19 protein-coding genes and 4 pseudogenes are annotated in these 22,399 nt (G+C 71.3%); 11 read left to right on the top strand and 12 right to left on the bottom strand.

The annotated features are described in order from the left end of the window. Positions 1-139 precede the first annotated feature (139 nt). Complete coding sequence (locus LE548_RS17570) at positions 140-2,509, bottom strand: D-alanyl-D-alanine carboxypeptidase (RefSeq protein WP_225097810.1); 2,370 nt, start codon at positions 2,507-2,509, stop codon at positions 140-142. Positions 2,510-2,704: 195 nt separating this feature from the next. Between LE548_RS17570 and LE548_RS17565 the strand changes: the two genes are divergently transcribed. From LE548_RS17565 to LE548_RS17555, 3 genes are all read left to right on the top strand, one after another. Further along, the gene (locus LE548_RS17565) at positions 2,705-3,463 is read left to right on the top strand and encodes a GPP34 family phosphoprotein (RefSeq protein WP_225097809.1); all 759 of its coding nucleotides are present in this window, start codon (positions 2,705-2,707) and stop codon (positions 3,461-3,463) included. 311 nt (positions 3,464-3,774) lie between these two features. Continuing rightward, the gene (locus tag LE548_RS17560; protein WP_225097808.1) at positions 3,775-4,632 is read left to right on the top strand and encodes a helix-turn-helix transcriptional regulator; all 858 of its coding nucleotides are present in this window, start codon (positions 3,775-3,777) and stop codon (positions 4,630-4,632) included. A 221-nt stretch (positions 4,633-4,853) separates the two neighbouring features. Beyond that, positions 4,854-5,045, top strand: coding sequence for a DUF397 domain-containing protein (locus LE548_RS17555; RefSeq protein WP_225097807.1), 192 nt, complete (start codon positions 4,854-4,856; stop codon positions 5,043-5,045). A gap of 136 nt (positions 5,046-5,181) precedes the next feature. Here the strand turns inward: LE548_RS17555 and LE548_RS17550 are convergent, their stop codons facing one another. The 3 genes from LE548_RS17550 to LE548_RS17540 form a co-directional block, all read right to left on the bottom strand. After that, positions 5,182-6,036 (bottom strand): MerR family transcriptional regulator, encoded by an 855-nt coding sequence (locus tag LE548_RS17550; protein ID WP_225097806.1) that lies wholly within the window; start codon positions 6,034-6,036, stop codon positions 5,182-5,184. Between the two features lie 159 nt (positions 6,037-6,195). Then, on the bottom strand, positions 6,196-6,696 hold the full coding sequence (locus LE548_RS17545; RefSeq protein WP_225097805.1) for a glutathione peroxidase: 501 nt from the start codon (positions 6,694-6,696) through the stop codon (positions 6,196-6,198). A gap of 217 nt (positions 6,697-6,913) precedes the next feature. Next, entirely contained in the window at positions 6,914-7,903 is a 990-nt protein-coding gene (locus LE548_RS17540; protein WP_225097804.1) for a helix-turn-helix transcriptional regulator, read from the bottom strand. 87 nt (positions 7,904-7,990) lie between these two features. On the opposite strand from LE548_RS17540, the gene LE548_RS17535 reads away from it, so the two are divergent. Beyond that, a complete protein-coding gene (locus LE548_RS17535) occupies positions 7,991-9,187 on the top strand; it encodes an MFS transporter (protein ID WP_225097803.1) in 1,197 nt (398 codons plus the stop codon). On the opposite strand, the gene LE548_RS17530 is transcribed toward LE548_RS17535, so the two are convergent. Continuing rightward, positions 9,126-9,959 (bottom strand): slipin family protein, encoded by an 834-nt coding sequence (locus tag LE548_RS17530; RefSeq protein WP_225097802.1) that lies wholly within the window; start codon positions 9,957-9,959, stop codon positions 9,126-9,128. The two genes, LE548_RS17535 and LE548_RS17530, sit on opposite strands and share 62 nt — an antisense overlap. A 97-nt stretch (positions 9,960-10,056) precedes the next feature. Continuing rightward, on the bottom strand, positions 10,057-10,830 hold the full coding sequence (locus LE548_RS17525) for a maleylpyruvate isomerase family mycothiol-dependent enzyme (RefSeq protein WP_225097801.1): 774 nt from the start codon (positions 10,828-10,830) through the stop codon (positions 10,057-10,059). A 244-nt stretch (positions 10,831-11,074) separates the two neighbouring features. On the opposite strand from LE548_RS17525, the gene LE548_RS17520 reads away from it, so the two are divergent. Beyond that, positions 11,075-13,144, top strand: a complete 2,070-nt coding sequence (locus tag LE548_RS17520; protein WP_225097800.1) for a SpoIIE family protein phosphatase — start codon at positions 11,075-11,077, stop codon at positions 13,142-13,144. Positions 13,145-13,251: 107 nt separating this feature from the next. After that, positions 13,252-14,400, top strand: coding sequence for a PP2C family protein-serine/threonine phosphatase (locus LE548_RS17515; RefSeq protein WP_263636225.1), 1,149 nt, complete (start codon positions 13,252-13,254; stop codon positions 14,398-14,400). Positions 14,401-14,456: 56 nt separating this feature from the next. Here the strand turns inward: LE548_RS17515 and LE548_RS17510 are convergent. Then, positions 14,457-14,684: pseudogene (locus tag LE548_RS17510) on the bottom strand (MarR family transcriptional regulator); the annotation flags it as partial. Between LE548_RS17510 and LE548_RS17505 the strand changes: the two are divergent. Continuing rightward, positions 14,678-14,839, top strand: a complete 162-nt coding sequence (locus tag LE548_RS17505; protein WP_225097799.1) for a hypothetical protein — start codon at positions 14,678-14,680, stop codon at positions 14,837-14,839. The pseudogene LE548_RS17510 and the gene LE548_RS17505 sit on opposite strands and share 7 nt — an antisense overlap. A 110-nt stretch (positions 14,840-14,949) precedes the next feature. Here the strand turns inward: LE548_RS17505 and LE548_RS17500 are convergent. After that, positions 14,950-15,225, bottom strand: a pseudogene (locus LE548_RS17500) (ubiquinone biosynthesis protein UbiE); the annotation flags it as partial. Here LE548_RS17500 and LE548_RS46515 point away from each other — a divergent pair. After that, positions 15,217-15,309 (top strand): annotated as a pseudogene (locus LE548_RS46515) (AAA family ATPase); the annotation flags it as partial. The pseudogenes LE548_RS17500 and LE548_RS46515 overlap by 9 nt on opposite strands. A 162-nt stretch (positions 15,310-15,471) precedes the next feature. On the opposite strand, the gene LE548_RS17495 reads toward LE548_RS46515, so the two are convergent. Next, positions 15,472-16,188, bottom strand: coding sequence for a class I SAM-dependent methyltransferase (locus tag LE548_RS17495; protein WP_225097798.1), 717 nt, complete (start codon positions 16,186-16,188; stop codon positions 15,472-15,474). A gap of 66 nt (positions 16,189-16,254) precedes the next feature. Continuing rightward, positions 16,255-16,770, bottom strand: a complete 516-nt coding sequence (locus tag LE548_RS17490; RefSeq protein WP_225097797.1) for a hypothetical protein — start codon at positions 16,768-16,770, stop codon at positions 16,255-16,257. Between the two features lie 135 nt (positions 16,771-16,905). On the opposite strand from LE548_RS17490, the gene LE548_RS17485 reads away from it, so the two are divergent. The 3 genes from LE548_RS17485 (at position 16,906) to LE548_RS17475 (ending at position 20,456) form a co-directional block, all read left to right on the top strand. Continuing rightward, entirely contained in the window at positions 16,906-18,180 is a 1,275-nt protein-coding gene (locus LE548_RS17485) for a sensor histidine kinase (RefSeq protein ID WP_225097796.1), read from the top strand. After that, positions 18,168-18,818, top strand: a complete 651-nt coding sequence (locus tag LE548_RS17480; RefSeq protein ID WP_225097795.1) for a response regulator transcription factor — start codon at positions 18,168-18,170, stop codon at positions 18,816-18,818. Before LE548_RS17485 ends, LE548_RS17480 begins: the two co-directional genes overlap by 13 nt. Before the next feature lie 996 nt (positions 18,819-19,814). Further along, entirely contained in the window at positions 19,815-20,456 is a 642-nt protein-coding gene (locus LE548_RS17475; RefSeq protein ID WP_225097794.1) for a hypothetical protein, read from the top strand. Positions 20,457-20,496: 40 nt separating this feature from the next. On the opposite strand, the gene LE548_RS17470 is transcribed toward LE548_RS17475, so the two are convergent. Beyond that, positions 20,497-20,934: a hypothetical protein gene (locus tag LE548_RS17470; protein WP_225097793.1), complete on the bottom strand. Its 438-nt coding sequence runs from the start codon at positions 20,932-20,934 to the stop codon at positions 20,497-20,499. Positions 20,935-21,122: 188 nt separating this feature from the next. Continuing rightward, a pseudogene (locus LE548_RS17465) lies at positions 21,123-22,331 on the bottom strand (heavy metal translocating P-type ATPase); the annotation flags it as partial. Between the last annotated feature and the right edge of the window lie 68 nt (positions 22,332-22,399).

Below are 22,399 nucleotides of genomic sequence, written 5' to 3'. Positions count from 1 at the left end.
GCGACCGTGCTCAGCCCTTCGGGCCTCCGCGCGCTCACACTCTCGACACCGGCGCGCCCCTTCGGCTCACTCGCGCTGCCACGGGGCTCCCGGGTGGGGCTCCGTAGCGGGGCGCGTGGGGCCGGGCGAGGGGGTGAGGTCAGCCCAGACGGGTGAGCTTCGCGCCGAAACCGGGCTCGGTCAGATCCTGCTGCAGGGCGACCGGGATCTCCACCGCTCCGCCCGAGCCGTCACCCACCGTGAGCTTGGCCACGGTGGTGCCCGCCTTCGCGGTGTTCGGCACGGTGGCGGAGGTGAAGGACAGCTTCACCTCCAGCCCGGACCAGCCGACCGCGGAGACGTCCTTGGTGACCACGACGGGGGTGTGCCCGCCGAGCTGGTCGTCCACGTAGCCGACCACGTCACCCTTCTTGAGGATCTTCGCCGAGGTCAGCGCGTCCTGGGCGGCGAGCAGCGCGGTCTTGCTGACCGCGTTGACCGTTTCGATGATCGACGGCTTGTGCTGGCCCAGGATCGCGCCGACGATCGTCACCGTCTGCCCGCCGACCGTCTTGCGGGAGGCGAAGAGCAGGTTGCCGCCGGCCGCGGTGGTGCTGCCGGTCTTGATGCCGATCGCGCCGATGAGGTACGGCAGCTCGTTCACGTTGGACCAGTTGTGGCCGGAGGGGTCCGTCCAGCTCGCCGCGCTGGTGATGGCGACCAGGGCGGGGACCCGCACGACCGCGCGACCGAGCTTCACCTGGTCCTCGGCCGTGGAGACGGTGGACGCCGTCAGCCCCGAGGGGTCGGTGTACGTCGTGTTCGTCATCCCCAGCTCCGTGGCGGTGGCATTCATCTTCTTCACGAACGCCGCCTCCGAGCCCGCGTCCCAACGCGCGAGCAGCCGGGCGATGTTGTTGGCGGAGGGGATCATGACGGCCGACAGGGCCTGCTTCTCGGTGAGGTAGTCGCCGGCCTTGACGGTGTTGAGGGTGGACTCGCCGCCGCTCTTGTCGTAGCCGCCCTCCTTCTGCGCCTGCGCGTCCACCTTGATCTTCGGGCCTTCTTCGCCCGGCTTCAGCGGGTGGTCGCGCAGGATGATGTACGCGGTCATGGTCTTGGCGACCGAGCCGATCGCCACCGGCGTCTGGTTGCCGAAGTGGCCCATCGTGCCGATGCCGTCACCGTCCATCCAGCCCTGGCCCTCGCTCGGCCAGGGCAGGTTCACCTGACCGCCCTGGAAGGTGTAGCTGCCCTTGGCGGTGAGCGCGAGGGCGGGGGACGGCAGCGGGCGCAGCGCCTGTACGACGACGAAGACGATCGCCAGCAGCAGCACCAGCGGGGTCCAGATCTTGACCCGGCGCACGAGCGTACGGACCGGGGTCTCCGGGGGCGGCGGCGTGTTCGTCAGCTCCGCCAGCAGGTCCAGCGGAGGCTTGGGCGGGAGCGGCTGCTGAGTGGTGCGCTCGGGGCCGACCTGGGGGACGGGCGTGGTGACGTCGGCCTGCGGCCCCTTCGGCTCCTTCGGCTCCTTCGGTCCCTTCAGATCCGGCAGATCCGGCTTCAGCGCGACGAACTTGCTGGTCCGCTCGGGGTCGGAGCCGAGTTTGAGCATGGTCGTCGGCTGGTCGACCTGGGGCTGCTTGCGGGGGGCCTTGAAAACGGCGGTCGGCTGATCAATGGCCTGCGGCGCGTCGGCGTCGGCGTCGGCGTCCGGGTTCCCACCCGCACGGGTTGCCTGCGGCGCGTCGGGGGTCTTCGCCTCGGCTTCGCCTTCGGCGTCCGCGTTCCCGCCCGCACCACCCGTGGGGGTCTCGTCGTCGCCTGCGGGTGGCCCCTGTGGGGCGTCCTCACCATCGGCGGCTTGCGGCTTGTCGCCCTCCGGGGTGGCGGCTTCCGGCTTGTCGCTCTCCTCGGATGCCTCGGCTGCGCCGTCGTCGCCCTCGGTCCCCTCGGACTTCGCCTCAGCCTCGTCCTCTTCCGTGTCAGGCTCGGCGTCCGCGTCAGCCTCGGCCTTCTCGCGCGCGTCAGCCTTGGCGTCGGCCTTCTCCTCCTCGGCGGCGTCCGCCCCCGCGTTCGTGACCGCGTCGGCGGTCTCCTCGGTGTCCTCGGCTGTGGTCGCCGTAGCCTCCGTGGCGGTGTCCGCCTCAGTGGCACCGTCGGAATCGGCCGTCGCGTCCCCGGTGTTCTCCTCGGCCGAGTCGGCCGCTGTCTTCGCGGCCGCAACCGTCCCGGCCCCGGCCCCGGCGTCGGCCTCGGGCGCGTCAGCGTCCCGTACCCAGGCCGACACCGCTTCCTGTAGAGCGGCGTCCTCGGACTCTGCCTCGGACTCGGCCTCGGCCTTGGCGGTGGCCGGGACCGTCAGGACCTTCGTCGCCGTGTCCACCCCACCACCGGCATCCGCGGAATCCTTTTCCCTGGAGACCGCGAGACGCGGATCGCGGGCCTCGGGAACCGAACCCCCGCTCCCCGGCGTCGGTTCCGCCGACGACTCGCGCTGCTTCGACCTGTCGGGGGACTCGCCCGCCACCGATGCCTCCTCCTGCGCCGCACGTTCATCCGCGCGCCCTGTCCGAACCATGTACCAGTGTCCTGTGTGAGGGCTTGGCCCCTGGGCTAGACGAGAACGACATACCTACCGGTTCCCTCACGAACCGGTCACGCACCCTCGACAGACCAATGTGAGAGGGGTCACCCTGTCATTCATCCACGCGGGGAGGCATGGATGGGCAGGAGCCGCAGAACACTTCCGGAGGAGCTTCTGCTGCTGGCGTTGGACCCGGCCACGGGTACCACCGCGCAGCCGCAGTCGCTCGACCTCGGTCTGGCCGGTGCACAGCTAGTGGAGCTGGCGCTGGCCGGACGGATAGCCCCAGACGGGGATCGTATCGCCGTGGTAGCCCCACGGCCGACTGGAGATCCGACATTGGACTGCGCGTTGGAGTTGCTGCGAAGGCGTGGCGCTCCCGTGCGTGCCGTCCATTGGATCGGCGGGCCCCGGCTGGGGCTCCGTCAGACGTATCTCTCGCATCTGGAGCGGTGCGGCATGGTCGCCGCCGTACCGGGCCAGATGTGCGGGGTGCTGCCGACGACTCGCTACCAGGCGACGGACAACGAGATCAGCCGGGAGATCAGGGCCCGGCTGGATTCCGCGATCCGCACCGGCGTACCGCCGGACCCGCGGACCGCGGCGCTCGCCGCCCTGGCGCACGCCGTCGGACTGGGCAAGCACCTGTATCCGGGCAACGAGGGACGCTCTTCCCGTTCCCGGCTGCGGGACTTGATCCGGCACGATCCGATGGGCGGGCTCGTCGCGCACGCCGTGATGGACGTGCAGAACGGTGCGGTCGCACAGCCGCGCCGCGGACCTGCCGCCACCGCCGCACGGCAGGGTGCGGCCGGTGCCAGGACCGCGGCGGAACCCGCTCGTGGGGTTCCGATGCAGCCGCGCCACGGTTCCATGGCACGTGCCGTGGTCCACTGAGCTGTACCGGGCCGTACCGGCCGTACGGGCCCTGTGAGCCGTACGAGCCGTAACTCCGGTCCCCCAGACCCGGTTCGGGAGCCGCTGGTCAGAGCGGGGCGGTGAGATCCTCGTGGTCTCGCCGTCCCGCTCGACTGCGTCCATGCCGCCGGCCGCGGCACCCCAACGGGTGGCGGACGGTGGCGAACTGACGTGCACGCGCCGCATATCCTTCGTTTCCCAGCGGTAGAAAGCACCTTGGTGGCAGTCTGCTCAGCAGCAGATACGGAAAGTGTTAAGGAAACAGGCAGGCAGCCGGAGGTGCACGTCCCGTGGCGTCCAATGTCAATCCCACCGTCAGGCGACGCCGGCTGGGCCAGGAGCTGCGCAGGCTCCGCGAGCTCAAGGGCATGACGGCCGAGGAAGTTGCGGAGCGGCTGCTCGTTTCGCAGTCGAAGATCAGCCGGCTGGAGAACGGCCGGAGAAGCATCAGTCAGCGCGATGTGCGTGACCTGTGCGGGGTGTACGAGGTCGAGGACCAGCGGATCGTCGACTCGCTGATGGAGATGGCCCGGGATTCCCGGCAGCAGGGATGGTGGCACACCTTCGGGGACATCCCGTACAGCGTCTACATCGGGCTGGAGACCGACGCCGAGTCGCTGCGGGTGTACGAACCCCAGCTGGTGACCGGTCTGTTGCAGACCCGCGCCTACGCGGAGGCCCTCGTCCAGGGCGCGTTGCCGGAGACCTCGCCGGCCGACATCGACAAGCGCGTGCAGGTGCGGATGCGCCGACAGGAACGTATCACCGCCGAGAACAACCCCCTTCGGCTGTGGGTGGTGCTCGACGAGGCGGCGCTGCGCCGGGTCGTCGGCGGCAAGCTGGTGATGCGCGAGCAGCTGGAGCATCTGATCGAGATGTCCCAGCTGCCCCATGTCACCGTGCAGGTGCTGCCGTTCGAGGTGGGCGCGCATCCTGGGCTCAACGGGCAGTACGCGATCCTGGAGTTCACCGACGCGGCCGACTCCAGTGTGGTCTACCTGGAGGGCGTCACCAGCGACCTGTACCTGGAGAAGGCGCCGGACGTGCAGAAGTACGCCGTGATGTACGAGCATTTGCGGGCACAGTCCCTCAATGTGGAGCAATCCCGGCAATACATTGCGGACGTGGCGAAGAAGTACGCGGACTGAGCCGTCGCCACGTCGTAGAGACGGAAGGCGCCGGATCGTACACCGTGGTCCACTCCATTGGAAGGCTCGTCTGGAATATGCCATCCGGTCGAGTGAACGACTACTCCAGCGGGGTCAGTTGCCCGGTAGCGTCGATCACGCCAATCAGCCGAGAAGGTTGGCGTGAAAACGCACCACCGCATCACCGCAACTCGCAACTGCAACTCGCAACAGGAGTGGACATGGCACTGATTCAGGGCGCTTCGGAGACGTGGATGAAGTCCTCCTACTCGGCGGGCAACGGCGCCTGCGTGGAGGTCAAGCTGCCCGCCGACGCCGCACTCGCGGTCCGCGACTCGAAGAACGTCGAGGGCCCGGTCCTGGCCTTCCCCACCGACGCCTGGAACGCCTTCGTGGCCTCGGTCAAGGCCTAGGGGGCTCTCCCTGACCCTTGTCCATAGAGCCCACCGACGAACACAACTGCACAGCACCACCTCCCCAAGAGCCCTCTCGACCGGTCGCCGTCCTTGCCGAGAGGGCTCGGTGCTGTCCAGTGACAGCCGACAGGGCCTAGGGGAGCACCGGGAAGGCGATGTCACACACCGGGTCCTGCGGCCCCGCCGCGTCCCAGTCGGCGAAGTAGATCTCCCGGCACGGCCCGGCCGCCGTCAGCCCCCGCCCGCTCATCCACTGCTCCACCGCCTCGAAGGCGGCCAGGATCTGCGGATGCGCGACCTGCGCCTTGGTGATCCGGGTGAAGGCCAGCCGCGCCGCCGGCTCCCTGCGCACCCTGGTCTCCCAGGCCCGCCCGGCCCGCCCGGCCCAGGCCCGCGCCGCCGCCTCGTCGGCCACCGGCACGCAGGCCTCGGCCGGCCCGTCGCTCTCCATCGAGACCTCGGCGTGGTAGACCACGAACGGCGCCCCGGTCACGCCACCGCACTCCCGCGCGGCCCCCGTCAGCCGCTCCAGCGACCCGCCGATCCACGTCGGCAGCTCGTCCGCCAGCGTGTGCCGCGACTCGGTGATCACCAGCTGCGCCGGTACGTCCACCGTCTCGACCACGAACTTCCCGTACATCTCGGAGCTCCTCCCCGACAGCCGTCCACGGAGGTACTCGGCGAGCGTCCGCTGCCCGGCCACCCGGTGCTCCACGTCCGCCCAATAGGCGCCCAGCCGCTCGGCGGCCTCGTCGCCGCCCTCCGCCCCGACCACGTCGGCGATCCGGGCGAGCGGCATGTCCAGCTGGCGCAGCAGGGCCACCAGACGGGCGCGTTCGACCTGGTCGGCGCGGTAGTAGCGGTAGCCGCTGGCCTCGTCGACATGGGCCGGGGACAGCAGGCCCAGCCGGTCGTACAGCCGCAGGGCCTTGGCCGACAGGCGGGCCCGGGCGGCGAACGCGCCGATGGTGAGCAGGTCGTCGTCCATACCGGCATCCTCCGTCACCGGACGCCGTTCGCCCGGTGACAGGGACGCTCGCCCTTGCCCCAGGGGCAAGGTCAACCCGCCAGGGCCCTTCTTTCGGATCAGGCCGGTTTCAGGCGACGGCGCCTCCCGGCCGACCCGAGCGGGGTCGGGTGAAAGGCCCTAGCCCAGCTGGGCCTCGATGGCCGTCACGACCGCGTCCGACTCCGGCTCGGTCTGCGGCGAGAAGCGGGCGACGACGGTGCCGTCGCGGCCGATCAGGAACTTCTCGAAGTTCCAGCGGATGTCCCCGCTGTGCCCCTCGGCGTCCGCGAACCCGACCAGCCGCTCGTACAGCGGGTGCCGGCCCTCGCCGTTCACCTCCACCTTCTCGGTCAGCGGGAAGGTCACGCCGTACGTCGCCGAGCAGAACTCCGCGATCTCCTCGGCGCTGCCGGGCTCCTGCCCGAGGAACTGGTTGCAGGGCACGCCGAGAACGGTGAAGCCCTGCGCCGCGTAACGCTCCTGGAGCTTCTCCAGTCCCGTGTACTGGGGGGTGAGGCCGCACTTGGAGGCCACGTTCACGATGAGGACGGCCTTGCCGGCGTACCGCGGCAGGTCGGCGGGGCCGCCGGTGAGGGCGTCGATCTCGACATTCAGGGGGCTGTGGTCAGCAGTGGTCATGCCCGGATACTAGTGCCGCAACAGGCAACGTTCGCCCCGTCGCGACGCCCTGCACGCTCCCCCAGAGGGGGTACCCCCACTCGCCGCACCGGCCGAAAGCCCAAGTACGTCCAGTACGAGGGCTTCCGGCCGGCACTCCCCCAGCCTTCGGCCGGGGGACCCCCAGAGCACGCACCGGACGCCGCTCCTTGACGGGCAAACGTTGCCTGCCGCGGCACTAGGCGGGCGGGATGACGGCCCGGCCACCCGCCGCCTCCATCAGGACATCTCCCGCCGCCGTCCGCCCGTACAGCACCGAGCGCCCCGCCCGTCGGCGCTCCACCAGGCCAGCCTCCCGCAGCACCTTCAGATGGCGGCCCACCGAGCCCAGGCCCTGTCCCGTCAGTGCCGTCAGCTGGGTTGTGCTCAGGGGGGAGCCGAGGAGGATCAGGACCGCGGCGCGGGACGGGCCCAGCAGCGCGCCGAGGCCGGCGGGGACGACTCGGTCGCCGGGGTCGGCGAGGACGCCGGCGCACGGGTAGACCGCCGCGTAGCGGACCCCGTCCTCCCAGGCCACCCACCCCGCCCGCTGCACGGTCACCGGCACGAACAGCAGCTCGGCGCCGGAGATCTCGCGGGGCGGGTACTCGTGCAGATTGATCTGGAGGCGGTTCTCGCCGAGCCAGCGCGTCCGGCCCGGCCGCAGGGCGTCCAGGACGCTCACCCAGCCGCCCCGGCTCACCTGCGCCGTCCGCGCGACCACGTCCGCCTCCAGCACGCGCCGGCGCCGCTCCCAGTACGGCCGTACCGTCTCCTCCCACACCCACTCCAGCAGGACGGCCGCCCGCTCGGGCAGATCGTCCCGGTCCAGCGTCGCGGGCAGCGGACCCGCGAGGGCGGTGCGCAGATGGGCGCGGGCCGCGTCGGGGGCGGTCGCGCGGACCCGGGCGACCTCGTCGGCGAACGGCTCGTCGCCGCGCGGGGTGGGCGTCAGGAAGTCGGCGATCCAGTCCCGGCCGAGCCCGGCCCGTACCAGCAGCGCGGTCACCGGGTCCGCCGCCAACAGCTCCCGGTAGCCGGGCAGATGACGGCTCAGCCACTCCTGCTCACCGGGATGCGCCGCGTCACCGGCGTGCAGCAGCTTCAGGCACGCGAAGGTCTCGGCGAGCGGCGAGACGACGAACCGGCTGAGGGCGAGCGTATCCGCGTTCAGCTGCCACCAACCCACCCCGGACACCCCCTCACGGCCGTACGACCTTTCGCGTCTCGGCGAAACAGTAACGGCACCGGCCCGGCCCGCCGGAGACTCCAGGCCATGCCCTCCTACCGCTCGCTGTTCCGCACCCCGGAGTTCACCCCCCTCTTCCTCGCCACGGCCGCGCAGACCGCCGCGCAGACCGTCGGCGGGCTGGCCCTCGGCACGCTCGTGTACCGGGCCACCGGCTCCCCGCTGCTGTCGGCGGTGAGCATGTTCGGCCCGTCCCTCGCGCAGGTGCTGGGCGCGACGGTCCTGCTCTCCGGTGCCGACCGGCTGCCGCCGCGTACGGCCCTGTCCGCGATCGCGCTGGCCTTCGCGGCCGGTACGGCGGTGCAGGCGCTGCCCGGCCTGCCGGTGGCCGCGGTCTTCGCCGTCGTCCTCGTCCTCGGCCTCGTGGCATCGCTCGGCGGCGGGGTCCGCTGGGGCCTGCTGAACGAGATCCTGACCAAGGACGGCTATCTGCCCGGGCGTTCGCTGTTCAACATGGTGAACGGGCTCATGCAGGTCGCCGGTTTCGCCACCGGCGGCGCCCTGCTCGCCACGCTGTCCCCACGGGTCTGCCTCCTGCTGTCGGCGGCCCTGTACCTGTCGGCGGCGCTGGTACTGCGCCTGGGTCTGACCGCCCGCCCGCCGCGCACCGCGGGCCGCCCCTCCGCGGCGGCGACCCGCCGGATCAACGCCCTGCTGTGGTCGTCCCGTGCCCGCCGGCTGACCTATCTGGGCCTGTGGCTGCCCAACGGCCTGGTCGTCGGCTGCGAGTCGCTCTACGTGTCGTACGCCCCGCACGCGGCCGGCACCCTGTTCGCCTGCGGGGCGCTCGGCATGTTCGCGGGTGACGTGACGATCGGCCGCCTGCTGCCGCCCGCGGTGCGCCGCCGGCTGGCCACGCCCCTGCTGCTGTTGCTGGCGACGCCGTACCTTCTGTTCGCCGCGCACCCGCCCCTGCCGCTGGCGATCGTGTGCGTGACGCTCGCGTCGGCCGGTTTCGGCGCGAGCCTGGTCCAGCAGGAGCGGCTGATGGAACTGACGCCGGACGAACTCGCCGGACAGGCCCTGGGGTTGCACTCGGCGGGGATGCTGACACTGCAGGGCGTGAGCGCGACGCTGGCCGGGACGGTGGCCCAGTTCACCTCGCCCGCCGTGGGGATGACGGTGATGGCGGCGGGCTCGGTGCTGGTGACGCTGACGCTGGCTACGGCCGGCCGTCGCTCTCCTGCGCCGGAACCGGAGCCTGCTCGGGCCGGGGTGAGCTGAGATCGGCGTCGATCTTCTGCACGGCCCGGTCGAAGTAGCGCAGCAGCTCGACGGGGAAGGGCATCACGAGGGTGGAGTTCTTCTCGGCGGCGACCTCGACGACGGTCTGGAGGAGCCGCAGCTGCATGGCCTCGGGCGTGTCGGACATGATCCGCGACGCGTTGGCGAGCTGCTGTGCGGCCTGGAACTCACCGTCGGCGGTGATGACCCGGGCCCGTCGCTCCCGCTCGGCCTCGGCCTGCCGCGACATGGACCGCTTCAGCGACTCGGGCAGCTGGACGTCCTTGATCTCGACGCGGTCGATGTGGATGCCCCATCCGGCGGCGGGGCTGTCGATCATCAGGGCGAGCCCTTCGTGCAGCCGCTCCCGGTCGCTGAGCAGGTCGTCCAGGTCGCTCTTGCCGATGATGGACCGCAGTGAGGACTGGGCGACCTGCCCGACGGCGAAGACGTAGTCCTGCACCTCGATGGCGGCCCGCACCGGGTCGATCACCCGGAAGTAGACGACGGCGTCGACCTTCACCGACACGTTGTCCTTGGTGATGCCCTCCTGCGTGGGCACGGGCATGGTCACCACCTGCACGTTCACCTTGCGCATGCGGTCGGCGAACGGGATCAGGAAGGTGACCCCGGGCTGCCGGGCCCCCGGCAGCGCCTTGCCCCAGCGGAACACCACCCCGCGCTCCACCTGGTTGACGACGCGCATCCCGCTCTTGAGCACGAACAGCGCCAGCAACCCCACCACGACGACCGCAACCACGGTGCCTTGCATGGCAGTCCCTCCCTCACATCCAGCACGGACATGGACAAGGACACTGCCCGGCGGGCGAACGGATGCGGTCGCCGCGTCATGACTGCGTCAAAAAACCCTACGGCTCCGGGTCCCAGGCCACGAGCTGGTCGAAGAGAACCCGGTTACCGTCGAGCTTCAGTGAGTCATGCGGGATACGGCCGTAGAGGGCGAGAACCAGCTCATGGGCCGTGCCCCGGGCGGAGGCGGCGGCCGCGTCCGGGTCGGTGCCGGGTGCGGGAAGGCGGGCGGCCCGTACGCCGTCGCCGGAGAGCCAGTTGCGCCAGGAGCGGCCCTCGGTGGCGTGGTAGTCGACGACAGCGGGCTCGTGCGGCCAGGCGACCGTCGTGGTGCCGATGGTGAACAGGAACTCCTCGACACCGTCGAGTGCCACCTCGTCCGGCAGCGGCTGCGGGGCGCCCAGGGCGAGCTGGGCGTCGTAGGTGTGCATCGCGATCTCGTGGAGCTGGTGCCGGGCGACGGCACCGCAGGTCCGCGGCGACTGCGACCTGCCCCACCACGTCCAGCAGCCGCGATCCGGGCCGGCCTCCCGCAGCGCGTCCAGCAGCGCTTGCGTCGACGCGGCCAACCAGGACAGCAGGGCCTCGCGCTCCCGGGGTGCGGCCGGGCCGCCGGGTGCGGACTTGGCCGTGGCGTCAGGCCCTGCGGCAATGGTGGCGGCCCAGGCACGGCGCCCCTCGCCCAGGTGCTGCGCCAGGTCGAACAGCGTCCACTCGGGGCAGGTCGGCACCTGCACGTCGAGACTGGGCGCGGAGGCGATCGCTGCGCGGAAGGCGGTCGACCGCTCGTCGATCAGCCGCAGCAGATCGGGGAACTCCAGAGTCTTTTCCACTCCGGGTGTCTATCACCGTGCCCCGCCGACCGGCACGCGGTTTTCGTAGCCGCCGTAGCCGCCGTAGCCGCCGTAGCCGCCGTAGCCGCCGTAGCCGCCGTAGCCGCCGTAGCCGCCGTAGCCGTCACACGGTCACCAACGCGATGCGGCACGCCGCAGGGCCGATCCGGCTGCCCGACCCGTCGGCCGCCGTATCTCCTGTTCCCTGTCCATAATGGAGAAGCGGCAGCTTGGAGCACTCGTGATGCCGGATCCTATGCAGGCCGGGGAGCCGATGGCCGCGGTCGGGCAGGCCGCGGCATGGTGGAATCTGCTGCCCGTCGCCTTGATCGTCTCCGACGGCACCGGACGGATCACGCAGTGGGCGAAGGCCGCCCCCGAGCTGCTCGGCTACGCCGCCCGTGAGGTCATCGGCCGTCACCTGACCGACCTCGCCCTCCCCGACCATCGCCCGGAGGCCCGCGCCGTGCACGAGGCGGTCGCCTCCGGACGCAGTGTGACCGGGCACTTCCCGATGCGGCGCAAGAACGGCTCCACCATCGGGATGGAGGTGTGGGGATGCCCCGTGGCAGCACAGGGCGGGGAGGGGTGGGACGTACTGCTTCTGGCCGCCGATGCCCGTGAAGCGCGTCAGGCCCGCGAAGTCGGCGGCCTGCTGGACGCGCTGTTCGCCCGCTCGCCGATGGGGCTGGCGGTCTTCGACACCGAGCTGCGGTTCCAGCAGGTCAATCGCGCCCTGGAGGCGATGAACGGGCTGCCCGCCGCGGCGCACATAGGGCACCGGCCGTCGGAGGTGCTCCCCGGGGTCAACAGCGAGCAGATGGAAGCGGCGATGCGACGGGTGCTGGTCACCGGTGACCCCGTGGTGAACTTCCGCCGCATCGGCCGTACGCCCTCCGACCCCGACCACGAGCGCGTGTGGTCCTGCTCCTACTTCCGTCTGGAGGACGCGGACGGCGAACCGCTGGGGATCAACGCCTCGATCATCGATGTCACCGCCGAGGAGAAGAACGAGCGGGAGGCCGCCGCCGGCCGTCAGCGTCTGGCGCTGCTCAACGAAGCCACGCTGCGGGTCGGCACCACCCTCGATGCGGCCCGGACGGGACAGGAGCTGGCCGACATCGCCGTGCCTCGCCTCGCCGACATCGTCACCGTCGACGTCCTGGCCGACCTCACCGAAGTCACCGAGCCGATGACCAGTCTGTGGGGCGGCGCCACCCTGCGCCGTCTCGGCAAGGCGCCCGCCCGAGGTCACCCGGCCGCCGACATCCTCACCCCCGTCGGCAGCACCTTGCACTTCCCCGTGAACGCGCCGTACGCGCAGGCCGTCATCGACCGCCGCCCCTTCCTGCTGCGCCGCATCGACGCCCGTGCCGTCGCCCAGGCCGCCCGCTACTCCTCGATTCCCGAACGGCTCCGGTCCCTGGGCGTGACGTCGATGATGATGGTGCCCCTCACGGCCCGCGGCCTGGTCCTCGGCGTCGCCACCTTCCTGCGGGACGGCGACCGCCCCGCTTTCGACGCCGCCGACCTCGCGCTCGTCGGCGATCTGGCCGCCCACGCCGCCGTCTGCATCGACAACGCCCGGCTGTACCACCGCGAGCACGACGTCGCGCTCACCTTGAAGCGCAGCATGCTTCCCAGCCTCCCGAAACCCCCGGCCGGCATCGAGGTCGCCCACCGCTACCGGCCCGCCTCCGACGTCCACGAGGTCGGAGGGGACTGGTTCGACGTCGCCACCCTCGCCCCGGGCAAGGGCGCCCTGGTCATCGGCGACGTGATGGGCCATGGCATCCAAGCCGCCGCGATCATGGGGCAGATGCGCACCACCGTGCGCGCCTTCACCCACCTCGACCTGCCCCCCGATCAGCTCCTGCACCACCTCGACGACGCACTGCAGGAACTCGACAGCCCCCTCCTGGCCACCTGCCTGTACGGGATCTGTGACTGCACGGCCGGCCGTTGCCGGCTCGGGCGCGCCGGCCACCCCCCGCCCGCCCTCGTGACACCCGACGGCACAGCCCGCCTGCTCGACCTGCCCGCCGGCGCGCCGCTGGGCATCGGCGGTATCTCCTTCGCCACCACCGAGATCGTCCTGGACCCGGGCAGCATCATCGTCTTCTACACCGACGGCCTCATCGAAACCCGCGGGGCCGATCTGGACGAGCGTCTGGACGAACTCGTCCGCCTGCTCACCGGCGCGCACAACGACCTCGACCAGTTGTGCGACACCCTCATGGACCGCTTCGCCCCCACCCCGGCCGAGGACGACATCACCATCCTCGCCGCCCGCATCACCACCCCCACGGCCTGACCGGCCTGGCCGTACCGTCCTGGCCGGTCAGTCGGCTCCGGTCCCGGTCCTCGTTCGTCAGCCGCCTCGGGCGGTGGCAGTCTGGAACGGTGGAGGCCGGGCACGGCTTGGCTGGTGTGCGGCAGCAGTGGCAGTCGAGTCATGTGCTGCTGGTGATCCCGATCGTGCTCATCGTAGTGATCACCATGGTGGACCAATTGGTCCCGGCCGACATCCATCTCGGCCCGCTGCTGGTCATCGCCCCCGCGATCACCGCCTCGTTCGCCGGTCCCTGGCCGACCGGGCTGATCGGGTTCCTGACCGTGGCGGCGCAGGCGTACATCGGCTGGCACTTCGGCGTGCTGTCCTCGCGCAACGTGATGGTGCAGATCCTCGCCCTGGCAGTGCTGTCAGCCATGATCGTGTTCTTCTGCGTGGTGCGGGAAAGATACCGACGCCAGCTGGCCCAGGTGCGGTCGGTCGCGGAGGCCGCACAGCACGTCCTGCTGTGGCCGCTGCCGGAGCGGATCGGCGCCCTGCGGATCGCCTGCCTGTATCTGGCAGCCGAGGACGAGGCGCAGATCGGCGGTGATCTCTACGCGGCCACCCGCGTCATCGGCGGGGTGCGCATCATGATCGGCGATGTGCGGGGCAAAGGGCTGTCCGCCATCGGCGAGGCCGCCCTCCTGCTCGGAGCCTTCCGCGAAGCCGCCCACCGGCACACCTCCCTGCCCGATCTGGCCGCTGCCCTGGAACAGAGCGTCACCCGCTACCTGGCCGACTTCGAGCCGGCCGAGGAGACCGGCGAACGCTTCGCCACCACTTTGCTGCTGGAACTCCCCGACGACGACCCCATCACCCGGATCGTCAGCTGCGGACATCCCCCGCCCCTGGTGCTCAGCCCCAACAGCGCCCTCACCGTCCCCAGCCTGCACCCCGCGCCACCGCTGGGGGTCGGCGAGCTGGGGCCGGAGGAATACAAGATCGATGTGCTCCCCTTCGAGCCCGCGGACACGCTCCTGCTCTACACCGACGGCGTCATCGAAGCCCGCGACGCCAACGGAGACTTCTACCCCTTCGAGACCCGGGCCGCCCAGTGGAGCGAGGCCGGCCCGGAGTCGCTGCTGCACCACATCCAGCGCGACCTGCTCGCCCACACCCGCGGACGCCTCGACGACGACGCGGCTCTCGTCGCCCTGCGCCGCGAACCCGACATCCACCGACACCGTCATCACGGGCGCGTCACCCACGCGAGCAGGTTCGGCGGACACGTATGACCTGGACGTGCGCCGGTGACCTGGACGTGCGCCGGGACTGATGAGCCGACCCGCGTTCACCCCTCCGCCGTCCCCAGGACGAGCACCTGGACCGCCGGCACGGCGGCTCCCCGGGCCCAGTCGTGGAAGTCCGACACCTTGGTCACCAGGTCGACGGGCGGAGCCAGCGGATGCCGGTGGGCGTGCAGGGCGGCGTGCACCGTCGAGTCGGCGACCTCCATCAGGCCGACCCCTTCGCCCGCGAGCAGGATCCTCTGAGGCATCGCGAAATCGGCGATTGAGGCATCGCGAAATCGGCGATCTGGGCGATCAGCACATCGCGCCGTATCCGAATGTCTCCGCCCACCTCGCCACCGGCATCGTGGCGCAGGTGGCCACGATCACCCTGGCCACCTGCGCCGCCGTCCTCGTACTCGTCCGACGGGACCCCGCGGCATGACAACCGGTCAGCCCCCGATGCCCGAGCTCCGCGACGAGTCCCGCCGCTGCCTGCCGCGGCCGGCGAGACGGTGAAAGACGCCGCGCCGACCACGGCCTTGCGACGCGCGGCTATGCCTCGGCCACGACGATGTAGAACGTCACCGCCGCGAGAAACGGGCCCCGCGTGAGATGGCTCAGCCAGGCTTCCGCCGCCTGGTTGCTGAAATAGCCGGCCTCGACTGCGCGCCGGGTGGTGCGTTCAAGGCCGAGGATCTTGTCCGCGACCTGGACGTCCCGGAAGACAGGTGTGACAGGGATGACCGTGGGCACCCTGAAGCCACTCTCGGTCGCCAGGCGCGCCAGTTGCCTGCCGACCCCCGCGTTGCGGACCACCCGTTCGGCCACACGATCATCGAGACCGGCACCGACTCCTACCGTCTCGCCTCCACCCGGGCCCGAGCCGAAGAGCCCGCAGCGGGCCGATCCTGAAACCCCTGGACCGCTGGTCAGGACACCTGTCCGTTTCGTCCCCGGATCGGGGCGTGGGTTCGGGTTCTGCGGTGAGGCGGTCGAGGATGACGCCGTGGTGGCGGACCTCGTCGATGGTCTTGGCGTGTTCAGCTCGGTGATCGCGGCCCCTGCGTGCGGTGCTCACGCTTCCCCGTCGTTGGTGTCCCGGACGCTGTGGGCGAGGCGCTCGCTCTGGTGGCCTGGCGCGTCGGCTCCGCAGGTTCGGAAGCGGGCGAGGTATGCCGGGCTCGGGCCGCGGCGCTCGGTCAGGTGGAGGCCGGCGGCGTCGGCGAGCCGGTGCAGCCGGCCGAAGGGGATCCAGTGCCGGTCGAAGAACTCGCCGATCACCAGCCGCCCGCCTGGTGCCAGCACCCGTGCCGCCTCGCGCAGTACCCGATCCGGCTCGGGGATCTCACCGAGCGCGGTCACGGCGTATACGGCGTCGAATGTCCCGTCGGCGTAGGGCAGTTCACGTGCGTCCGAGCGGGTGGGCCTGATCGTCGCCAGGCCGTCGCGCTCGGCGCGGCCCATCACGTGATCGAGCATCTCCTGCTGGATGTCGAGCACATCGAGCCGTCCCTCCGGCCCGAGCTGCGGGGCGACGTGCAGCGACTGCAGGCCGGTCCCCGGGCCGATCTCCAGGATCCGCTCCCCCGGCCGCGGTTGCAGTACGGCGTCCATCCGGTCGGCTGTCAGGAACGGCAACGGCATGTCGAGGAGGCCGCGTTGGGCGTACGGATAGGGCGCCTTGTCGCCCAGCCACCAGGCGGCGGCCAACGCGGCGCCGACGCCGGCGGCGACCGTCCAGCGGGTCCGGGCCGGGATCGGGGCGATGGGGGCGGTGGTGATGCGGTGCATGGTGTTCTCCGGTGGATCGATTCGGTTCGTGATCGTTGTTCGTGGTATGCGGTCGGGCGGTCGGCGTCACGCGCGCGGGCCCAGCGCCCGCAGCGCCAGCCGGCCGCACAGCGCGGCGAGCGGCAGCTCGGCACCGAGCGCCATGGCGACCGCGGTGGCGAAGTCGCCGCCCGGGGCCGCGGTCGTGGTGTCGAACCAGGCGTCCACCGCAAGCAGCGTCGCGGTCGCGGCGGCTGCCAGGGCGTGCCGCCGGTCACCGCGGGCGGCGAGGAGGCCGGTGGCGATCAGGCCGAGCGCCTCCAGCGCGTCGAGCCCGACCCAGGCGACCGGCCAGTGCGCCGCGGTCGCGGTGCCCGGCAGGCCGATGGCCAGCACGTACAGCCACGGCAGCAGGCCGAACCCGCAGGCGACCAGCAGCACCCCGGCCCGCCGCATGCCCCGCGCCGGGCGCGGCTCCTCCGCCTCTTCGTGGAGCGGGATGACCTCGGCGCGGTCGAAGCCCTCGGCACCGGCCACTTCCTCATCGCACAAGGCCAGTTGACGCATCGTCTTCCCCCGCTCCCCGTCGGCTCTCCCCTTCACGTACTCCAGCCTCCGCCGCACACCAGGGCGCCGTCAGTCACGCAGGGTTCCGACCCGGGGTGGAGACAAGTGCACCCCCGAACCGGGCAGGAGCGTCATGGCACGGGGATGGCCTGCGGCTTTACCGTTTGACGCATGCGACTCACGAAGTGGCTGCAGCTGGTGCTGGGCCGGCCGTTCCGCAGGGCGGGACACCGGACCGCGCTCGTCGCCGCCGGCCTGCCGCTCCACCTCGCCGCGGTGCCACCGTGGCTCTGGCTGCTCGGCACGATGGCGGCGTTGGTGCGCGCGCCCGGCGCGGTGGCCGTCACTCCGCTGCCCGTGCTGCTCACGCTCGTGGTGACACCCCTGCTGACCGTCGGGCAGCGGCGGCGCTACCGGGCGCTCGTCGGCAAGGACCTCCCGCGCCCCGCCGTACCCGGGCCCGGACGCAACTGGAAGTCGGCGGTGCGCCGGCTGACCACGCGGGCCTTGTGGCGGCAGGTCTGCTACCACGCCGTGGCGGGTCCGCTGCTCGCCGTCCTGGACCTCGCCGTCCTCGCCGTCTGGGCCGCCGCTCTCGTGGCCGCCTCCATCTACGTGTGGATCTGGGCGCTGCCCCCGCAGTGGCGGATCACCGACCTCGGGTACACCACGCAGGCCGCGTACATCACCGCCGGCGGCCTCGCCCTGCTGTTCCTCGGGCCCCGGCTGACCGCCGCCCTGGTGCGGCTGGAGACCCGGGCGGCCGAGGTCCTGCTCGGCCCCAGCCGCACGGAGAGGCTGGCCCGCCAGGTCGCCGACCTCGCCGAGAGCCGGGCCGGCGTGCTCGACGCCGCCGACGCCGAGCGGCGGCGGATCGAGCGCGACCTGCACGACGGCGCACAGCAGCGCCTCGTCTCACTCGCCGTCAACCTGGGCCTGGCCAGGGCCACCCTCGGCGACCTGCCGGAGGACGCCCGCAAGGTGATCGACGAGGCGCACCGCGAGGCGAAGGAGGCGATCGCCGAGCTGAACAACCTGGTGCGCGGCCTGCATCCGGCCGTCCTTGAGGACCGCGGCCTCGACGCCGCGCTGTCCGGGGTCGCCGCCCGCCTCCCGATCCCGGTGCGCGTGGCGGTGGACCTGCCGCAGCGCCCCTCACCCACGGTCGAGGCCGTCGCGTACTTCGTGGTCTCCGAAGCCCTGACGAACGTGGTCAAACACGCCCAGGCGACCCGGGCGGACGTGACCGTGGAGCGGATCGGGGAGACACTGCTGGTGGTCGTCGCGGACGACGGCGCGGGCGGCGCGGATCTCGCGGCGGCCGGCGGTGGCACCGGGCTCGCAGGGCTCGCCAAGCGCGTCGCGTCCGTCGACGGCACGTTCTCCTGCCGCAGCCCCGCCGGGGGCCCGACCGTCATCACCGTGGAGCTGCCGTGCGCGCCGTGATCGCCGAGGATTCCCTCTTGCTGCGCATCGGCGTGGTCAAGGTGCTGGAGGCGGCCGGCTTCGAGATGTGCGCGCAGGTCGCCGACGCAGAAGGGCTGCTGGCGGCCGTCGAGGAGCACCGGCCCGACATCGCGGTGGTCGACGTGCGCATGCCGCCCGGCTTCACCGACGAGGGAGTGCGCGCCGCGCTGGTGATCCGCCGCCAGTACCCGCGAACCGCTGTGCTCCTGCTGTCGCAGTACGTGGAGGAGCGGTACGCCGCCGATCTGCTCGCCGCCAACACCTCGGGCGTCGGCTATCTGCTCAAGCAACGGGTCGCCGACGTCGAGGAGTTCGCCGAGGCGGTACGCCGGGTGGCGGCCGGCGGCACCGCGCTCGACCCGCAGGTCGTCGCGCAGCTGCTGGTGCGCCGGCACAGCGATCCACTCGACCGGCTGACACCGCGCGAGCGGGAGGTGCTGGAGCTGATGGCGGGCGGCCGGTCCAACTCCGGCGTCGCCGCCGAGCTGGTCGTGAGCGAGAGCGCGGTCGCCAAGCACATCAACAGCATCTTCACCAAGCTCGACCTGCCCAAGGCCGACACCGACCACCGCCGCGTCCTGGCGGTGCTGCGCTTCCTGGGCGTTGCGACCGCTTAGTACGCGATCCTGCCCGTACGCCCGGTCGACACGGTGCTGATCGCCATTTGGCGGGGAATGCGGCACCTTCGGACAGGTGCTCTCCACCAGGCTTTGCCGCGCTGGGAGTCGAAGGCGGTGGCCGTCGTGCGCAGGGCCATCGCATGGGTGGGGCCATGGCACGGGTGGGGCCGGTCAGCGCTGGGGTACTTGCTTCCCACCTGATGCTGCTTCCTCTGGAACCTCAAGATCCCGGTCTCCAGGTGTCCACGATCAAGGGGAGGCTTCACGCCCGGCGTAGACCCGGACCTGGAAGCCGGCCCCATCGGGGCGGATGCTGCCGCGCTGACGTCGCTTGCTCTTGGTGTTCGACATGGTTCTGGAACCTATTCATGGTCAATGCCATGGCTACGACGAACAGCACGCCTACCTCAGAGAGGTAAACGCGCTGGTCAGACAGTGTGCCCCCGGCAGGATTCGAACCTGCGACACCCGCTTTAGGAGTTTTCCCTGGGAGGGTCTGTGACCTGCGAAAACGTCGGCTGTGGCGTGTCTGGCCTGGGAAAACACCCCTCCGTAGTTCTCACGTGTTCACGGGGTTTCCCGTCCTCATGTGTGCTGCATCCGTTCTGCCCGGAGGCTGGCCTAGAAGAAGCCGTCGGCCAGCCGTGTACGGCACGTGCAGGTGCCCTGGGCGCTCGCATCGCCTGCAACGGCTACGGCCAGTGCGCCGGACTACTGCTCGAACTCATCGAGCTCGACGAGTGAGCTACCCAGTCATTCGATCGGCCACTGTTACGGGTGAAGCTCTCGGGCAAGCGCGACGCGCGGCGAGCGCATGCCAGGCGCTGGCGCTGTGTCTGGATCGAGCAACGGGCCGGCAGCCGCCCTAGAGGACGTGATCCAGTTCTTAACCGCACGTCAGTCATACTTCTGCCCGCTCCAGCGCACAGCGCGGGAGCAGCGAGAGCACTGCCATCCGGGCCGGGCGGGCCTGATCACCAGGAGGACGGACGAGTGACTGTGATCGGCGGCAGGGCACCGGTGGACGGCACGTTCGAGCGGACCAGCCCGACGCCCGGCGGGCCGGAGGGGAACGAGCGGCTGACCGCGGCGACCGGCGCGGTGCTGCTGGTCCTGTTCGCCGTCGAGGGCGTCACCATCCTCTTCCTCGGGCAACTCCTCACCCTGCACTTCTTCGTCGGGCTGCTGCTGACCGGCCCGGTCTGCCTCAAGATCGGATCGACCGGCTACCGGTTCTACCGCTACTACACGGGATCGCCCGCGTACCGCCGCAAGGGTCCGCCGGCACCGCTGTTGCGCGTGCTCGGCCCGTTGGTCGTCGCCACGAGTATCACCGTTCTCGGCACGGGAGTGGCGCTGGCGCTGCTCGGAAGCGGCACCGCCGGTCCGGTTCCGGTACTCCTGCTGCACAAGGCCAGCTTCGTCTGCTGGGCCGCGGTGATGACCGTGCACGTCCTCGCCTACCTGTGGCGCCTGCCGCGCCTCGTCGGCGCCGACCTGCGCCGCCGTCCGGCGCGCCACGGGATCGCCGCCCCGTGGCGTGCCGGACGCTGGTCGCTGTTGGCGGTGGCGCTGGGCGGGGGGCTGGTCGTCGCACTCGCCGGACTCCACCTGGTCTCCAACTGGAGCAGATAGCGCGCCGCGCCAGCGAACCAATAGGGCGTCAGGTAAGTGCTCAGACGTCGGCGGACCCGCGCGCCATCGAGTCCACGAGGCCCGACAGCCCCAGGACCACCACGACCGCCTCGACGAATATAGAGGCCAGCCCCAGCGGTTCCAGCCAGTTGCCGATGTCGTCCATGGCCCCCGGGAGACCGACGCTGCGGTTGACCACATAACCGAGGAGTACGGCTGCGGCGAGCACGGTCGCGGCCAGCCAGGCCCGGCGGTCATGGCGCCGCATCAGATACTCCGCTACCGCCACGCTCGCGATGATGAGCAGGATGTACGCGGCTCCAAGGTAGGGAGTCTCCTTGATCTTGCTGGGCAGGTCGAGCAAGTGGATCAGGGCGATGCCCAGGAGGCCGAGTGCCGTTACGGCGCGTCTCGCGGGTTCGTCCTGGCGGCTGGGCTCGATGGCCCGGGACGCGTCGACTTCGGTGCGAATCGCCATGGCCGACGTCCTTCCTGTGTGGGGGATTGGTTATCGAACGCTGTGGTCCAGGCGGTGCCGCGTGCGGGCACATCGTCCCGGGCGGGGGCTGATGCGCCAAGGCCGAAATCTGTCATGTACGCCGCGATTTCTGGCGGTGGTGGGCCGGACGGCCGCTTGCTTGTCGGTAGTCCCTCTGATGCCGTTCTTCACGGAGCGAGGGAGAAGTAGTTCTCCTCTTCCTGGGTGAAGTGCAGGCGCAGGACGGTGTTGAGGCCGTAGAGGCAGGAGCGAAGGTCGTCGAGTTGCTCGGCGGAGAGGCTCCCGTCTGCGTGGGCCAGTTGCAGATGGGTGGCGATGCGCCGGGAGAGGCGTTCGATCTCGGTGTGGGCGCGGCTCATGGTGGCGGTGGCCTCGGGGCCGCCGAGCGTCGGCGCGAGGGCTGGGTAGAGCTCGTGTTCCTCGGCGTACTCGTGCGGCAGCAGCCGCTCGCTCAGCAGCCGGTGCGTCTCCTCCACGGCCGCCAGGGCCGCCTGGCCGGAGCTGTCGGAGAGTCGGTCGGCCGCGTCGCGTACCGCTTCCAGGACGTCCTGGAGGTCGTCGTGTTCGGAGGCGAAGCGGTGGATGAGAGCCTCGGCGGCGGGGGTGAGGGCCGGCCGCGCGGCCTGGCCGGTGCGCAGGGCGCGCAGGGCGTTGAGGATGACGGCGACGTCGATGCCCTCCTGCAACAGGGCGCCAGCGGCGGGCGGGAGGAGACCGAAGGCGGCCGCACCCATGGCGACCAGGGACATCAGCATGCCACCGAGGGCACTTTGGACGGCGATGCGTCGGGAGCGTTGGGCGATGGTGACGGCGTCGGCGAGCCGGTCGACGCGGTCGGTGGTCAGGACGATGTCGGCGGCCTCGGAGGAGGCGGTGGAGCCGCGGGCGCCCATGGCGACGCCGATGTCGGCGGCGGCGAGGGCGGGGGCGTCGTTGACGCCGTCGCCGACCATCACGGTGACGGCGTGCTCGCGTTCGGCGCGTACGGCGGCGACCTTGTCGGCCGGGCTGAGTTCGGCGCGGACGTCGTCCAGGCCGAGGACGGCGGCGACTTCGTGGGCGGGTGCGGCGCGGTCGCCGGTGAGCATCAGCAGCCGTTCGATGCCTGCCGCGCGCAGGTGGCGCAGGGTGCGCGGGGCGTCGTGGCGCAGGGGGTCGCGCAGAAGTACGGCGCCGGTCAGGTGTCCGTCGACGATGAGCCAGGCGACGGCCGCGCCGTCCAGAAGCGCGCGGGTGTCGACCGCCTTCGCCCAGTCGGGCCGGGCGGTCGCGGCCCCCAGACGACCGACGGACATCCGGTGCCCGTCCACGTTTCCGGTGGCGCCCCGGCCGGGTTCCTCGGTGACGTCCGTCGGGACTGACAGGGCTAGGGTCCGTCTTCAAAGATCATCTCGTGATGGATCATGGTGGGTGTGATACGCCGCCATGAACTCACCGACCGTGA

The organism is Streptomyces sp. CoH27, assembly GCF_020181035.1.
GTDB classification, from domain to species: Bacteria; Actinomycetota; Actinomycetes; order Streptomycetales; family Streptomycetaceae; genus Streptomyces; species Streptomyces camelliae.
This window is presented reverse-complemented; position numbering and strand designations above follow the sequence as displayed.

What these genes read in the sequence shown, in the direction of transcription:
- LE548_RS17565 (WP_225097809.1), top strand. Translation starts at nt 2,705, where the DNA reads ATGGGCAGGAGCCGCAGAACACTTCCGGAGGAGCTTCTGCTGCTGGCG.
- LE548_RS17555 (WP_225097807.1), top strand. Translation starts at nt 4,854, where the DNA reads ATGGCACTGATTCAGGGCGCTTCGGAGACGTGGATGAAGTCCTCCTAC.
- LE548_RS17550 (WP_225097806.1), bottom strand. Translation starts at nt 6,036, where the DNA reads ATGGACGACGACCTGCTCACCATCGGCGCGTTCGCCGCCCGGGCCCGC.
- LE548_RS17545 (WP_225097805.1), bottom strand. Translation starts at nt 6,696, where the DNA reads ATGACCACTGCTGACCACAGCCCCCTGAATGTCGAGATCGACGCCCTC.
- LE548_RS17535 (WP_225097803.1), top strand. Translation starts at nt 7,991, where the DNA reads ATGCCCTCCTACCGCTCGCTGTTCCGCACCCCGGAGTTCACCCCCCTC.
- LE548_RS17530 (WP_225097802.1), bottom strand. Translation starts at nt 9,959, where the DNA reads ATGCAAGGCACCGTGGTTGCGGTCGTCGTGGTGGGGTTGCTGGCGCTG.
- LE548_RS17520 (WP_225097800.1), top strand. Translation starts at nt 11,075, where the DNA reads ATGCCGGATCCTATGCAGGCCGGGGAGCCGATGGCCGCGGTCGGGCAG.
- LE548_RS17495 (WP_225097798.1), bottom strand. Translation starts at nt 16,188, where the DNA reads ATGCACCGCATCACCACCGCCCCCATCGCCCCGATCCCGGCCCGGACC.
- LE548_RS17485 (WP_225097796.1), top strand. Translation starts at nt 16,906, where the DNA reads ATGCGACTCACGAAGTGGCTGCAGCTGGTGCTGGGCCGGCCGTTCCGC.
- LE548_RS17470 (WP_225097793.1), bottom strand. Translation starts at nt 20,934, where the DNA reads ATGGCGATTCGCACCGAAGTCGACGCGTCCCGGGCCATCGAGCCCAGC.